The sequence below is a fragment of the Thiothrix unzii genome (assembly GCF_017901175.1).
Lineage (GTDB): Bacteria > Pseudomonadota > Gammaproteobacteria > Thiotrichales > Thiotrichaceae > Thiothrix > Thiothrix unzii.
Genome location: NZ_CP072793.1, coordinates 3,156,661 through 3,169,603 on the forward strand (window position 1 = coordinate 3,156,661; position 12,943 = coordinate 3,169,603).

The 12,943-nt window shown below is 50.1% G+C and carries 18 protein-coding genes; 9 read left to right on the plus strand and 9 right to left on the minus strand.

Annotation, left to right across the window (positions count from 1 at the left end; genetic code table 11):
• Window positions 1-8 precede the first annotated feature (8 nt).
• Together J9260_RS15805 and J9260_RS15810 are read right to left on the minus strand one after the other, a co-directional pair.
• Window positions 9-1,226, minus strand: coding sequence for a malic enzyme-like NAD(P)-binding protein (locus J9260_RS15805; RefSeq protein WP_210218674.1), 1,218 nt, complete (start codon window positions 1,224-1,226; stop codon window positions 9-11).
• Window positions 1,227-1,284: 58 nt separating this feature from the next.
• Window positions 1,285-2,268 (minus strand): M48 family metalloprotease, encoded by a 984-nt coding sequence (locus tag J9260_RS15810; protein ID WP_210218675.1) that lies wholly within the window; start codon window positions 2,266-2,268, stop codon window positions 1,285-1,287.
• Window positions 2,269-2,324: 56 nt separating this feature from the next.
• Between J9260_RS15810 and J9260_RS18920 the strand changes: the two genes are divergently transcribed.
• Window positions 2,325-2,666: a hypothetical protein gene (locus tag J9260_RS18920; protein ID WP_425520097.1), complete on the plus strand. Its 342-nt coding sequence runs from the start codon at window positions 2,325-2,327 to the stop codon at window positions 2,664-2,666.
• On the opposite strand, the gene J9260_RS15820 is transcribed toward J9260_RS18920, so the two are convergent.
• From J9260_RS15820 to J9260_RS15850, 7 genes are all read right to left on the minus strand, one after another.
• A complete protein-coding gene (locus J9260_RS15820) occupies window positions 2,655-3,347 on the minus strand; it encodes an SIMPL domain-containing protein (RefSeq protein ID WP_210218677.1) in 693 nt (230 codons plus the stop codon). The genes J9260_RS18920 and J9260_RS15820 overlap by 12 nt on opposite strands.
• Before the next feature lie 93 nt (window positions 3,348-3,440).
• Window positions 3,441-3,956: a 3-hydroxyacyl-[acyl-carrier-protein] dehydratase FabA gene (gene fabA, locus J9260_RS15825; protein WP_210218678.1), complete on the minus strand. Its 516-nt coding sequence runs from the start codon at window positions 3,954-3,956 to the stop codon at window positions 3,441-3,443.
• 50 nt (window positions 3,957-4,006) lie between these two features.
• The gene (gene ubiA / locus J9260_RS15830; protein ID WP_210218679.1) at window positions 4,007-4,864 is read right to left on the minus strand and encodes a 4-hydroxybenzoate octaprenyltransferase; all 858 of its coding nucleotides are present in this window, start codon (window positions 4,862-4,864) and stop codon (window positions 4,007-4,009) included.
• 3 nt (window positions 4,865-4,867) lie between these two features.
• Window positions 4,868-5,185, minus strand: a complete 318-nt coding sequence (locus J9260_RS15835; protein WP_210218680.1) for a (2Fe-2S) ferredoxin domain-containing protein — start codon at window positions 5,183-5,185, stop codon at window positions 4,868-4,870.
• A gap of 117 nt (window positions 5,186-5,302) precedes the next feature.
• On the minus strand, window positions 5,303-5,464 hold the full coding sequence (locus J9260_RS15840; RefSeq protein ID WP_210218681.1) for a hypothetical protein: 162 nt from the start codon (window positions 5,462-5,464) through the stop codon (window positions 5,303-5,305).
• 206 nt (window positions 5,465-5,670) lie between these two features.
• Window positions 5,671-6,024 carry a bactofilin family protein gene (locus tag J9260_RS15845; RefSeq protein ID WP_210218682.1) on the minus strand — a complete coding sequence of 118 codons (354 nt, stop codon included), beginning with the start codon at window positions 6,022-6,024 and terminating at the stop codon, window positions 5,671-5,673.
• Window positions 6,025-6,094: 70 nt separating this feature from the next.
• Window positions 6,095-6,484, minus strand: a complete 390-nt coding sequence (locus J9260_RS15850; protein WP_210218683.1) for an AtpZ/AtpI family protein — start codon at window positions 6,482-6,484, stop codon at window positions 6,095-6,097.
• A gap of 179 nt (window positions 6,485-6,663) precedes the next feature.
• On the opposite strand from J9260_RS15850, the gene J9260_RS15855 reads away from it, so the two are divergent.
• From J9260_RS15855 to J9260_RS15890, 8 genes are all read left to right on the plus strand, one after another.
• The gene (locus J9260_RS15855; RefSeq protein ID WP_210218684.1) at window positions 6,664-7,383 is read left to right on the plus strand and encodes a type IV pilus assembly protein FimV; all 720 of its coding nucleotides are present in this window, start codon (window positions 6,664-6,666) and stop codon (window positions 7,381-7,383) included.
• A 24-nt stretch (window positions 7,384-7,407) separates the two neighbouring features.
• On the plus strand, window positions 7,408-8,763 hold the full coding sequence (locus J9260_RS15860) for a hypothetical protein (RefSeq protein ID WP_210218685.1): 1,356 nt from the start codon (window positions 7,408-7,410) through the stop codon (window positions 8,761-8,763).
• Between the two features lie 4 nt (window positions 8,764-8,767).
• Window positions 8,768-9,310 (plus strand): GTP-binding protein, encoded by a 543-nt coding sequence (locus J9260_RS15865; protein ID WP_210218686.1) that lies wholly within the window; start codon window positions 8,768-8,770, stop codon window positions 9,308-9,310.
• A complete protein-coding gene (locus tag J9260_RS15870; RefSeq protein WP_210218687.1) occupies window positions 9,310-9,957 on the plus strand; it encodes a hypothetical protein in 648 nt (215 codons plus the stop codon). Before J9260_RS15865 ends, J9260_RS15870 begins: the two co-directional genes overlap by 1 nt.
• 24 nt (window positions 9,958-9,981) lie before the next feature.
• Window positions 9,982-10,344 (plus strand): roadblock/LC7 domain-containing protein, encoded by a 363-nt coding sequence (locus J9260_RS15875; protein WP_210218688.1) that lies wholly within the window; start codon window positions 9,982-9,984, stop codon window positions 10,342-10,344.
• Between the two features lie 61 nt (window positions 10,345-10,405).
• Window positions 10,406-10,891 (plus strand): PAS domain-containing protein, encoded by a 486-nt coding sequence (locus tag J9260_RS15880; protein WP_210218689.1) that lies wholly within the window; start codon window positions 10,406-10,408, stop codon window positions 10,889-10,891.
• 6 nt (window positions 10,892-10,897) lie between these two features.
• Window positions 10,898-11,644 carry a phosphate/phosphite/phosphonate ABC transporter substrate-binding protein gene (locus J9260_RS15885; protein WP_210218690.1) on the plus strand — a complete coding sequence of 249 codons (747 nt, stop codon included), beginning with the start codon at window positions 10,898-10,900 and terminating at the stop codon, window positions 11,642-11,644.
• Between the two features lie 2 nt (window positions 11,645-11,646).
• On the plus strand, window positions 11,647-12,846 hold the full coding sequence (locus J9260_RS15890; protein ID WP_210218691.1) for a FimV/HubP family polar landmark protein: 1,200 nt from the start codon (window positions 11,647-11,649) through the stop codon (window positions 12,844-12,846).
• Window positions 12,847-12,943 lie beyond the last annotated feature (97 nt).

Below are 12,943 nucleotides of genomic sequence, written 5' to 3' on the forward strand. Positions count from 1 at the left end.
GTTATCACTTAGAGGCGTGCGACACCACTGTCACGCGCCGCTTTGGACACTGCCGCAGGCACACGCTCACGCAAACGCAGATCAAACGGTTTGGGAATGATGTAGTCTTTCCCGAATTCCAGCGCATCCAAGCCGTAAGCATCCAGCACGTCTTGCGGCACGGGTTCGCGGGCTAATTCCGCCAGCGTGTACACTGCCGCTTTGAGCATCTCGATATTGATGCAACGCGCCCGCACATCCAATGCACCCCGGAACAAGAACGGGAAGCCCAACACATTGTTGATTTGGTTAGGCTGATCACTGCGCCCCGTCGCCATAATCAAATCACTGCGTGCCGCTAACGCCACTGCCGGATTGATTTCCGGGTCAGGATTCGACAACGCGAACACAATTGGGTTTGCCGCCATGCTATTGAGCATATCCACCGTCATAATGTCCGGGCCGGACAAGCCAATGAATACATCCGCACCTTGGCACGCATCCGCCAAGGTATGCTTGTCGGTTTCCACCGCGTAATCGCGTTTGAAAGCATTCAAATCGGTACGCCCGGTGTGCAATACGCCTTTGCTATCGACCATTAACAGCTTTTGCTTATCCGCACCCAATGCACCCAGCAGGTTCATTGAAGCAATTCCCGCCGCACCCGCGCCAACGCACACAATGTTCACGTCACCGATTTTTTTGCCCTGAATTTCCAGTGCATTCATCAAGCCGGAAGCGATAATCACCGCAGTGCCGTGTTGATCGTCATGGAATACCGGAATGTCGAGCATCGCTTGCAGGCGTTTTTCAATCTCGAAGCAACGCGGTGCAGAAATGTCTTCCAGATTAATCCCGCCGAACGTGCCTGCGATGTTCTTCACCACGGTGATGAACTCTTCCACGTCTTGGGTAGCAACTTCGATGTCAAACACGTCAATGTCCGCAAAGCGTTTGAATAGCAAACCTTTGCCTTCCATCACGGGTTTACCGGCGAGTGCGCCGACATTGCCCAAACCCAGCACGGCGGAACCGTCGGAAATGACCGCAACCAGATTGCCTTTGCCGGTGTACAGGTACGCCGCTTCCGGGTCTTTGTGGATTTCACGCACGGGTTCAGCAACCCCTGGTGAATATGCCAAAGCCAAATCACGTTGCGTCGCGGTTGGCTTAGTAATGTGAGTGGCAATTTTGCCGGGACGTGGTTCAGCGTGATATTTCAGCGCATCTTCTTTTAAATTGGACATGGCTCCTCCGCCGTTTTGTTTGACTCAACAGGTTGACTAACTGTAGTGCACTGATTGCTTATTGTATCGTTTTTAGTAATTGACCGGGACGCGGTTCGCCGTTCGGAAACAAACCGTTTAATACCCGTAAATGCATCGCCGCATTGTTGCGCAACCGACTGGATTGCGCCAAGCGTTCAAAATTATCACCGGGACGCGCTGTCAACAAGCGTACCTGTACAGTTTGCCCATTACCTAAGGGTAAACGCAAACCTTCAATCTGGCGCAAAAACGTTTCATGCCCCGGATCACGTCGCCCACCACCGTACTGACGCGCTTGCGCAATTAACTGCTGCAACCGCTGGTCATTGCTAGGATGCGTAGACAGTAAATCGCGGTAAGGCTCAGAACCGCCACCGGTAAACTGATCATACGCTTGTAAGGTAGCAATCACATTCACCATGTACGCCGGATCATAACCTGCACGCGCTAAATATTCCGCCGCCAGACCATCCGCTTGTAATTCCTGATCTCGCCCGTATTGGCGTAAACCCAGCTCACCCAGCGTACTGATTAATTCAGGATTACCCAGTTTTTCGCTAAGGATTTTGGTGGCAATTTCCCCCACCGCGCCCCATGAGGCTTGGCTGACATTATGCCGCGCCGCCACATGCCCGATTTCGTGGGCTAATACCCCGGCTAATTCGGCTTCAGAATTCAGGTACGCCAACAAACCGCTGGTAATGTAGATATACCCACCCGGCAAGGCGAAAGCATTTACCGCCGGATCATCCAGCACTGTAAACGTGTAGGGCAGGTGGTTGCGGTGGCTTTGTGCAGCCATCGTTTGACCAATACGGCTTACATACGCTTGCAAGGCGACATCGCGATAGGGAGGATTTTGCGCAAGGACATCGCGATGCGCTTGCTGCCCCGCATTGACCTCCTCACCTTCAGACATTAAAGCAAGCTGATTTTCACCGGACACTGGATTGACAGAACAACCCAACAACTGGGTTAGCCCGACCAGCACAATGCCCATCACTACAGCAGCATAGCGCATCGTTGAACTCCTCAAACAACCAACAAAAAAGGCATCCCGTAGGATGCCTTTTTATCATGCCCGATTCAGCAATCGTCTGCCAGCAATCACTTGCCGCGAGCGTAACGATTCTTGAATTTTTCGACACGGCCAGCAGTGGTGTTAACTGCTTGCTTACCAGTGTAGAACGGGTGCGAATGGCTGGAAATTTCCACTTTAACCAGTGGATATTCTTTACCGTCTTCCCATGTCACGTTTTCTTTGGTGTTGATGGTGGAGCGGGTCAAGAACGTGAAGCCGCTAGTCATGTCTTGAAAGACGACTTCTCTGTAATTAGGGTGAATGCCGGGCTTCATGTTGAAATCCTCAAATTATTCGGTATGTGCGAAAAGGCCGGTATCGTACATTTAATTGATTGAAAGTTCAATCTCGGCTTGCACATTCACTTTCAGTTTCTGTTTACCGCTTTCCAGTGACGGTGGTGCGGGAGCTGCCATCGGTGCGGCATCCATCACTGCCATACGCATCATCGGTGGTTGAAAATCGTTTGCTGCTTGCACATCCAACCGCGCCACACGGTACTCTGCACGCCCCATGCTGGTTTTGATTTGTTCCGCGCGCTTCTTGAAATTAGCCAGTGCAGTATTAATCAACTCCTCTTCAGTGCTGCCTTGCACTTCGGGGGAAACGCTGTAATTGATGCCTTCGATGCGCAATTTTTCCTGCAATTTACCGAGTAAACCGCTCAAAACCTTGCTGTCTTTGCTTTTGAGCTGAATGCTTTGACGTACTTGCCAGCCGGTAATGCGCGAATCGGTGTACATCGGATTAGTGGTGTAATCGAGTGTGCGGGCTTCTACAGCGGTTTCTTGTTTAGCAACGCCCATCGCCCAAGTAATCGCCTGATTGACGCTATCCGCCATTGCTGCGGTATCCTGCCCCTGTTGCTCTGCGTACAACACGGCGGTCAACACATCGTTGGGGACTTCCTTTTCAGCACTGACGGTAAACGCAATGCGATCATAAACTGGAGTATCAGCCGCGTGGGTAACACCCCAAGCAGCCATGCCGAGCAATAAGGCAGCGAGTTGTTGTTTCATGGTATAGCTCCTGAAGCTGTATGGTGAAGAAAACTTCCTGCCGTTTTGAACCAGTCACCAGCAGGAAGTTCCTTTATCAGGAGTATAGGCCGTTTAGAAATTCGCAGTAGAGGTAAACAAACCTACCCGCAAGTCTTTCGCAGTATAAATTTCGCGCCCATCAACTTCCAAACTGCCATCAGCGATACCCATCACCAATTTGCGGGTAATCACGCGCTTGAGTTCGAGTTTGTACGTCACCTTCTTTGCGGTGGGCAATACCTGACCAAAGAACTTAACTTCACCAACTCCCAATGCACGACCATGACCCGGATTACCCAGCCATGCCAAATAAAAGCCCACCATCTGCCACATTGCATCCAAGCCCAAACAACCCGGCATTACCGGATCACCGGGGAAATGGCAATCGAAGAACCATAAATCCGGCGTGACATCCAATTCTGCCAAAATGTGACCTTTGCCGTGAGCACCGCCATCATCACTGATTTCAAGGACGCGATCCATCATCAGCATATTCGGTACAGGCAGTTGCGCATTACCGGGGCCAAACATTTCGCCACGACCACATTGCAGGAGTTCTTCACGGTTAAAACTGGATTGTCTAGACATAATGCAAGCTCAAGAGTGTCATAAAACGACCGATTGTAACGGAATCTGCTTCATAAAGCATAATCGGCTGCCAAACCCACGAAAACGCACATTCCCAGCCAATGATTGTTTAAAAATGCCTGCAAACTGGGTAACGGTTCACGCCGCCGAATCAACCACTGTTGGTATAGCGAAAAACCCACCGCTGCCGCCCAACCCAACCAATACCAGTTACCACGTGCGCTTAACCACCCCACCACTGCCAACAACACCAAGGTAAGCACCTGCAATACCCCAATGATCACGCGGTCGTGTTGCCCAAATAAAATAGCGGTGGATTTCACCCCAATTTTCAGATCATCTTCACGGTCACACATCGCATACATGGTATCGTAAGCCGTCGTCCACAACACTGCTGCCGCGAACAGCAACCACGCCACCAACGGCGGCATTACCCCCGTGACTGCGGTAAACGCCATCGGAATCGCCCAAGCAAACGCCGCCCCCAAATGCACTTGCGGCAAATGATGAAAGCGTTTCATAAACGGGTAAGTTGCCGCGAGCAACACCGCCACCAACGACAGCACAATAGTCAGGCCATTGAGTAATAGTGCCAGTAAAAATGCCAGCAAACTCAGTACCGCAAATACCCCCAACGCTTCTTTCGGGGTAATCAAACCAGCGGCTAACGGGCGGGTTTTAGTACGGGCGACATGCGGATCAACATCACGATCCGCGTAATCGTTAATCGCACAGCCCGCCGAGCGCATCAGCACCGCACCCGCCACAAACACCAATAAAATCGTAAAATCCGGCACACCTTCGGCAGCAAACCACAATGCCCACAGCGTCGGCCACAGCAACAAATAAATACCGATAGGGCGATCAAGCCGGACTAAGCGGGCGTAATGACGCAATTTTTCCATCATGAGTTACACAGGATCAAGCATCAAACGGGTAACGGGCTTGCCATTTTGCAGGTGGCTTTCAATGATTTCGTCAATATCTTCGCGATCAACGTAGGTATACCAAATGCCTTCTGGATAAACGACCAGCACCGGGCCTTCCGCGCAACGGTTAAGGCAACCCGCCGTATTGATGCGCGACTTGCCATCTTTGTGCAAACCGAGTTCTTTAGTACGTTGTTTGGCGTAATCGCGCAGAGCTTGCGCATCTAGGTTAGCGCAACAAGCCACACCGGGCTGACGCTGATTGGTGCAAAAAAAGACGTGGTATTGATAGTAACTCATGGGAAGGGTCTACTTTAAGAAACATAAAGGGATTATGCCAGAGAGTGAGTTGACCCCAAAACAAAACAGGGCGGAAAAACCGCCCTGTCTAGTACTCATTAGCCTAACGGCTATTGATCACTTTGGTGCAGCTGGAGCAGCAGGTGCAGCTGGATCAGCAGCAGGTGCAGCTGGAGCAGCTTGTTCAGCAGCTTTAGGAGCATCAGCAGCTTTTTCACCACAAGCAGTCAGAGCGAAAGCAGCTAACAGAGCAGCGATCAGCAGACGATATTGAGTCATTTTATAATCTCCACAAAAATTCAAACAGAGAAGATAGGTAAGCTTTCACCAAGAAAACTTGCCTAGACCACCATCTGCAATCTTACGTTGCAGACTGTGTAACACGAGCGGAAGCACCATGAGTACAACCGCTACGGTTGTTAATCCTAGCATTCTTCCGCGTTTTTTGTATAAGTTTTTTAGCTAATCGTAATATAGGGGTAAACTTAGTCAGCCGCACTCAAGCGAGTGAGCGTGCCATTCACGCTCGCCCCTTCCTCAATTTGCAGCTCAGTGTAGTGAATATTACCGACAACATTCGCGCTCGCTTTAAGCGAAATGTGGCGGGAAACAAACACATCGCCTGCAATTTTACCGGCAACGACAATCGTGGGCGCACGCAACTCACCGACAATTTCACTGCCTTCTTGTACGTATAACGTTGCGGTGGAATCCACCGGGGCTACCACATTACCGTTCACGCGCCCTTGCAGGTAAAGATTACCGTTGAACGAAATATCGCCAACGATTTCAACGCTATGCTCAAGCACTGAAGCGGAAGAAGAGTTTTTGCTGGACATGGTATACCTTGTTGGCAAGTCAGTAAGGATTCGTTTGTCTCAACGATAGTAGCAGGACTCCAACAAAACATCATGCCTTGGAACGTAACAATAACAACTCTTGTTCTAACGCTGCCACGGTATCATCACGTAACTGCAAATCTTCCATCAGTGCCTGCACTCGGATTTCGGCAGTTTCCAGACGTTCTTGCACGTCACCATCGGAGGTTTCCGCATTCTCCAAACGGCCTTGCAGCTTTTCCACTTGCGCTTCCGCTTCTTTTAAATCACGGCGCAATGCGGAGTTATCACGATGGCATTGTTCCAAACGAAAACGGGCATCAAATGGGTCATCCGGTAAGGTTTTAGCCGACAAACGTCCGCCCGTTGGTAACAAACCACGCACCCACCAACCCACACCCAAGCCTGCCAGCACGGCAACGGCTAAAATCAACGCAATTTGAGAGACTAAGTAAAACATCGGCAATTCCCTGCGCATTCTTACAACGTAATATTCTAGCAGTATCAGGCAACTAGGGTGCGATACCTTTCATCCGAAAAAGATTTTCCGCACTTATTTATAGACTATGATCAAAAAAACTTCTGTTAGACACAGAAAATTCGGCTATAAAGAACGAGTACTTTTTACGGTTCCGAACTATGCTTGAAAAGTTGCTACGCGGGGGAAACACACAAGCTCCTCCTGAATTACCACTGGTATTCACCTTGGCCAATGAAAAAGGGTTAAGGCTTGATCAATACGGCACGCCGGAACGCGCGTGGGGATTTTTATCGCACCACATTCGGCGTTACCCACAAGATTTGCGAGCGCATACGCAACGCATCTTGCTGGCACAAGGTGAGTCGTTACAAGACCGCCTAGCGGGAAGCCTACAAGATATTTTTATCGCGCTGGGTAATGCAGGGCAGCAATTACGTGCGCACCTATTAGAACTCACCAAAAGTCAACTTAACGCCGACGATACCAACTTTTTCAGCGCATGGCTGGAACAAGGTAGCGCATTCGCGGGTGAGACGATGAAATGGCGCATGGGATCGTTGTTAGCCTCCGGTCAGGAAGCACCGACAGCAAGCCTGTTGCACATTGAACGTAGTCAGGAAACGGCGCAATATACTGATGTCATGGCAGAAGTGGTGGCATGTCTTGAATACGGGCAAATTGATACGGCACGCGAATTACTGGAAGCCGAAATACAGTCAGGGAATACAGACGAGGCAATGGAGCAGGAGTTGGTGAGTATTTATCAATACACCCGTGATAAGGAAAGATTAGATGCCATGATCAAGCATCTACAGGAAGCAGGACGCGACCTCTCCCCCGTATGGTTGGAGAAACAGCAAGAATCCGAGAGTTGGTAAAAAAATGAGAAACAGGCTGGATCTATGCTGACACATGCTAAAACAGACCCACTGAAGGTTGCTCTTTTAAGCATTAGCCCACACAACCGGGCAATTTTAGAGTTTTTCTTCGCAGGTGCTGGTCGTAACTTATTTAAAACTGTGGCTATCGGTGATGCCAAGGCTTTGATCGTAGATTACGATCACGTTGGCGCACACGAAGAATGGGCGCAGCACGCACCCAATGGCAAACCCGGCATTATCCTTTCGGTACACCCGGTAGAATTACCAAACACCATCTGGATTGCCAAACCCCTCACCTCAAGAGCACTCACGGAAGCGGTAGGCCGCGTGCAGCAATTGCTGACTACGCCACAATCAGCCCCCGAAACTCCAGCATTACGCCCATCGAGTCCGGCGCAGGAAGAGGTAAATACCCCTCCACCGCCGAAACTTGACAGTCAGTTTCCACAACCGTTTGGTGTTGCGAAACGCACGATCTATAAACCGCGTACCGTGGTGCTGGATCTGGATGATGAGGACGACGAAGTACCTGTCACTCCACTCATTACGCCTGAAATACCTACGCCGGAAGTCGTTTTTGACCCTGCCGAACATGAAATTTCAATGGAAGAAATTGCGCGTCCGGTTGTGGATAGCGTCTCTCCCGAAATTACCGAACAACGCTGGCGTGAACTTTGTGGTGAACGTGACGATATACACGACACCACCGATTGGCATATGGAAGCCATTTTATTTACCCCGGAAAACTACTTGCTGACGAACGTGCAAGAAGCTGTGCGCTTGGCGCGGCAATCCAATCAGCACGTTGAACTCAAGTTACCCGGCGGCGGTCACGCTTTACTCATGCCGGAAACACATCAAGTTTATTGCACACTGGATACCCGCTCTGATGCGTTTGCGATGCTGTGTAATAACCCGGTGCAAACCGGACAAGTTGCGCTACATATACTCAGCAGCACCGAAGTTTCAACACACGAAGCGCAAATCCGTGAGGATGCTGCTAACCTATTGGATATGGAAGCTTTCCTGTGGGTAACTAGCCTACTGACTGCTCAAGGACGACTCAGCCGTCATGTTGACATCAATCAGCGTATTGCTCTTAAGTATTGGCCAAACCTGACTCGCATCGAACAGTTCCCGCAAGTTATGCGCATTGCAGCTTTATGGAACCAACGTCCCAGCACGCCTTTGGACATTGCCAAAGCACTCAATATACCGCAACGCTACGTATTTTCATTCTATACGGCGGCGAACACACTTAACCTGTTTGAATTGGATCAGACAAAACTCAAGAGTCGCGAAAAAGAGAAGCCTAAGGAAAGCCGTGGCCTATTCTCACGCCTGTTGAAGCGTCTGTTGGGAGGAGGCGCAAAATAGCTTTATGAGCATGATCAACCGCAAAATTATTTTTACCGGGCCGGTCGGGGCGGGCAAGACCACCGCGATTTCCTCCATCAGCGATATAAAGCCGATTACCACGGACGAATACGCTTCGGATATGACCAAAAGCCGCAAGCCACAAACGACGGTGGCGATGGACTATGGCCTGATACGCTTGAGTGATAACGAACGGGTGCACTTATACGGCACACCCGGTCAGGAACGTTTCGACTTTATGTGGGATATTCTCACTAAAGGTGGAATCGGTCTGGTGTTGATGCTGGACAATACCCGCAAAGACCCTTTTCAGGATATGCGTTTTTACACGAACGCATTCCGTGATTTTATCGAAAAGCAGCAAATGGTAGTCGGTGTAACCCGTATGGATTTGTTACGTAAACCGGGTTTAGCTGAGTACCGGCAGTGTCTGGAATCGCTCTCATTGCAAGCACCGATCTTTGAAGTCGATGCACGCAGTCACAAGGATGTCACCATGTTGATTCAGGCTCTGCTGTTTTCACTGGATCCTGGAGTGACAAACTGATGAGCGAGTACATACTCACCGAAAATCTGTATTTGGGTATTACGCCGGGTGGCACGTATTACGCCGTACAGGACAAAGCTGACGAACCGGGGCGCGATTTCTTGCACCGTTTGATGCAAGAAGCGGAAACGCCGCTGTTCAACGTTGGGGTTGCCTGCGAATTGAGTGGCTACAAAAAGAAACGTGCCCTCGAATTCGTTCACTGGTTACAAGAAGCGGGACTGATTCTCGGTTTAGAACACAGCGAAAGAGCACCGCACGAAACCTTGGAACGCTTGCTGCCCCAACTGCTGCGTACCATGTCGGATGAAGGCAAGGCAATCCTCGCGGAAAGTCGTGGCTTATACCTTGGTAGTGCGGGTTATACCCATGAAGCAGCCGAAGAACTGGCGGCACTCAGTGCCAACTTGACCGCTGTTTACGCACGTCACAAAGAACTCTTGCAAGGCAATCTCGGCTACCGTCAACGGGCGTGGGGATTAGTTGATGCAAGTGGCAATAGCGAGGTCGGTTTTTGGCCATTATACATTGGGCAAAACCGCTTCACGTTGATTATTGGTGGCATTCCACAATTCAACCAACCCGGCTTTAAACGCTTGGTCTGGGCATTAGAAATGCGTTACGGCAAGACTGAAATACCTGTTTGATGAACACAAAGGAGAAAAAACGACATGCGCTCTGAAATGCTTAACTCAATCCTGAGTGATTTGAATGGTTCCTCTGCGGACATCGAAGCCTCTGCGGTACTGTCCACTGATGGCCTGATGATGGCTTCTTTACTGCCCGGTGGTATGGATGAAGACCGCGTAGGCGCAATGAGTGCCGCGATGTTGTCACTCGGTGATCGCACCGCTGAAGAACTGGCACGTGGTGCATTAGAACAAGTACTGATCAAAGGTGCACGTGGCTACATCCTGATGACACACGCAGGTAAAGAAGCCGTGGTAACGGTATTAGCCAAACCCAACGCACGTCTGGGACTGATTTTCTTGGATGTAAAACGCGCGGCGGAAAACATTGGAAAAATCATCTAAGCAGTACAAAAGATGATTCCGTATCCGCCTTGATCGGATAACGGAACGAGAGGGAGCGGCAATGGAAGACATGACCATTCAGCAGGTGCAGGAGCCTTACGTCCGGCACTTGCAGCACTACTACGATGGCTCTTCGCGGTACGTACTCGTCAAAGACGAGGAAGTACCGTTTCCTGAAGGCAAGTTAATTGTTTCTCGCACGGATTTGCAAGGAACCATTACCCATTGCAATCAAGCCTTCGTAGACATGTCGGGCTATACCGAAGCCGAATTGATTGGTCAACCGCACTATATCCTGCGGCATCCTGACATGCCGAGAGCGGCGTTTCAGGATGCATGGGAGACTGCTGGGAAGGGCATCAAATGGCACGGTTACGTAAAAAATTTACGCAAAGACGGGCGCTACTACTGGGTATACGCCACCATTATTCTCAATATGCGTGATGGTCAACCAGTGGGTTTAACGTCGGTACGGCGTAAACCTTCCCGCGCTAAAGTGGAGTCATGCATCGCACTTTACGCACAAATGAAACAGGCTGAGGAGTAAACGGGAATGCGCTATGTAATGACCGTTAGCCCGGATTTCCCACCCGCAAAAATTGCTGGTTGGTACATCTTTAATACTTGGCTACAACGCCAATTGGGTGAACACATCCATTTGGAACTCTACCCTGACTTTGCCAGCCAGCGCACGGCAATACTCAATCAAGAAATTGATTTGATTTACGCCAACCCGTTTGATGCTGCGATGCTGGTGCGTGAACAAGGCTTTGTGGCAATCGCCGCGCCGTTGAGTAAATCAGATGAGGCAGTTATTGCTGTGGCAGCGGATTCCCCGGTGCGGCACGTCGAAGATTTACAACCCGGCATCCGCATTGCGACCACCGATGACCCGGATGTGAATCTGATTTCCATGATCATGTTGGAGCCTGCTGATCTTTCCCATGCCAATGTCGAGGTGAATACCGTCAGTACTTATGCACTGGTAGCAGGGCAATTACTACGCGGCAAAGCTGACGTTGGTTTCTTCCTGAAAGAGGCTTTTAACGGATTCTCCGGCATGGTGAGCAACCAGCTACGTGAGTTAGTTCGTAGTGAAATTTATGTCATCCGTCATGTTTTATTGGCGGGGCCACGCTTACAAACGCATCATCAGGATTTGCGCCACCTGCTACCCGCCATGACGGAAAATCCTAAAGCCCAAGGCGTGCTGGATAGCATGGGCTTACAAGGCTGGGAATTGCAGGGGCAAGAAGACACCGAATTTATGATTGACCTGATGGATACACTGGTTAACTAGCCATGAAAACAAATCGCCATACCGTCCGCCTCGCGTTACTCAGTTCTTTGGTAGCACTGAGCTTATCCCTGCCGGGAATAGCCAGTGCCGAAGAAAAAACGTGGGAAATCAAGCCCAACGATACCCTAGGGATTGTTGTCGCCAAACAGTATCCGGGCTATGGCAATCGTAATGCGATTATGCAGGCTATTCTTAAAGCCAATCCTGATGCCTTCGTCGGTACGAATATCAATCGGCTGATTGTTGGCAAAACCCTGACTTTACCCGAAGCCAGTAGCATCCCCGACCTCAAACCACCCGCACCACCTGCAACAGCAGCTAATGCCAGCGTGGATAAAGCCACTCTGCAACGTTTAGAAGCCCTCGAAGCCGAACGTAAAGAGATGGAAGAAACCCTGAAACTGCTGGAGGAAGAAAATGCCGCCTTGCAGGATATGGTTAAAAACTACGAAGAAAGCAAACAAGCCAAAGAAGCGGAATTAACCCAACTCGCCGATAAAGTTAAAGATTTAGAAAGTAAACTGGCGGGATCAGCCACAACAACCGCTGCAACCCCCAGCAGCGGCACGGAAACGGATGCCTTAGCCACGCTGAAGACTGACGTTGCAACCTTACAAACAGAAAATACCGAGCTTAAAAACCAATTAACTGCCGCCAAACAAGCCTTAGAAGAAAGCACCACGGCAACGACTGGGCTGAAAACCCAATTGGACGAACTCAAACGTCAAAATGATTTACTGAATAACGACTTACAACAAGCTCACGCTTCGGTGTCGGTTGCTGAAAAGAAATCATCTGGTAGCAACTGGTTGCCTTGGGCATTGCTAGGCTTACTCACACTGCTGATGTTACCGTTGCTGTGGATGCTGAAACGCAACCGTGAAGAGCCGCGTGTTAAAACCGTTATCGCACCACCCAAACCCGTACCCTTAGTACCTGCGCCCAAACCCAGTGAACCGGTTAGTTATTCTGACACCAGCACACCGCCGGTCAGCAGCGTAGCCATGCCCGTGACGGAACCCGAAATACCAGCGGTAATGATTCCCGAAAGCCCGGATGCAGAACTGAAACTGGATATTGCGCGTGCCTACCTTGATCTGCGTGAACCTGAGGCTGCGGCTGAAATTTTGCGCGAAGTTATTGTTGAAGGTGGCTCACGCCAGCAACAAGAAGCCGGGGAAATCCTTTCCTTTATTGCTTAAAATTATTTTTTATGGGCTGCCGAGTGCAGCCCATTTGCTTTTCACCCATTTCAATTTCTACCTAAAAAGCAGCGACTTATCCAGTTCATCTGCCGAT

Coding starts and splice junctions, on each gene's coding strand:
- J9260_RS15805 (WP_210218674.1), bottom strand. CDS start 1,226: ATGTCCAATTTAAAAGAAGATGCGCTGAAATATCACGCTGAACCACGT.
- J9260_RS15810 (WP_210218675.1), bottom strand. CDS start 2,268: ATGCGCTATGCTGCTGTAGTGATGGGCATTGTGCTGGTCGGGCTAACC.
- J9260_RS18920 (WP_425520097.1), top strand. CDS start 2,325: ATGCCCGATTCAGCAATCGTCTGCCAGCAATCACTTGCCGCGAGCGTA.
- J9260_RS15820 (WP_210218677.1), bottom strand. CDS start 3,347: ATGAAACAACAACTCGCTGCCTTATTGCTCGGCATGGCTGCTTGGGGT.
- fabA (WP_210218678.1), bottom strand. CDS start 3,956: ATGTCTAGACAATCCAGTTTTAACCGTGAAGAACTCCTGCAATGTGGT.
- ubiA (WP_210218679.1), bottom strand. CDS start 4,864: ATGATGGAAAAATTGCGTCATTACGCCCGCTTAGTCCGGCTTGATCGC.
- J9260_RS15835 (WP_210218680.1), bottom strand. CDS start 5,185: ATGAGTTACTATCAATACCACGTCTTTTTTTGCACCAATCAGCGTCAG.
- J9260_RS15840 (WP_210218681.1), bottom strand. CDS start 5,464: ATGACTCAATATCGTCTGCTGATCGCTGCTCTGTTAGCTGCTTTCGCT.
- J9260_RS15845 (WP_210218682.1), bottom strand. CDS start 6,024: ATGTCCAGCAAAAACTCTTCTTCCGCTTCAGTGCTTGAGCATAGCGTT.
- J9260_RS15850 (WP_210218683.1), bottom strand. CDS start 6,484: ATGTTTTACTTAGTCTCTCAAATTGCGTTGATTTTAGCCGTTGCCGTG.
- J9260_RS15855 (WP_210218684.1), top strand. CDS start 6,664: ATGCTTGAAAAGTTGCTACGCGGGGGAAACACACAAGCTCCTCCTGAA.
- J9260_RS15860 (WP_210218685.1), top strand. CDS start 7,408: ATGCTGACACATGCTAAAACAGACCCACTGAAGGTTGCTCTTTTAAGC.
- J9260_RS15865 (WP_210218686.1), top strand. CDS start 8,768: ATGAGCATGATCAACCGCAAAATTATTTTTACCGGGCCGGTCGGGGCG.
- J9260_RS15870 (WP_210218687.1), top strand. CDS start 9,310: ATGAGCGAGTACATACTCACCGAAAATCTGTATTTGGGTATTACGCCG.
- J9260_RS15875 (WP_210218688.1), top strand. CDS start 9,982: ATGCGCTCTGAAATGCTTAACTCAATCCTGAGTGATTTGAATGGTTCC.
- J9260_RS15880 (WP_210218689.1), top strand. CDS start 10,406: ATGGAAGACATGACCATTCAGCAGGTGCAGGAGCCTTACGTCCGGCAC.
- J9260_RS15885 (WP_210218690.1), top strand. CDS start 10,898: ATGCGCTATGTAATGACCGTTAGCCCGGATTTCCCACCCGCAAAAATT.
- J9260_RS15890 (WP_210218691.1), top strand. CDS start 11,647: ATGAAAACAAATCGCCATACCGTCCGCCTCGCGTTACTCAGTTCTTTG.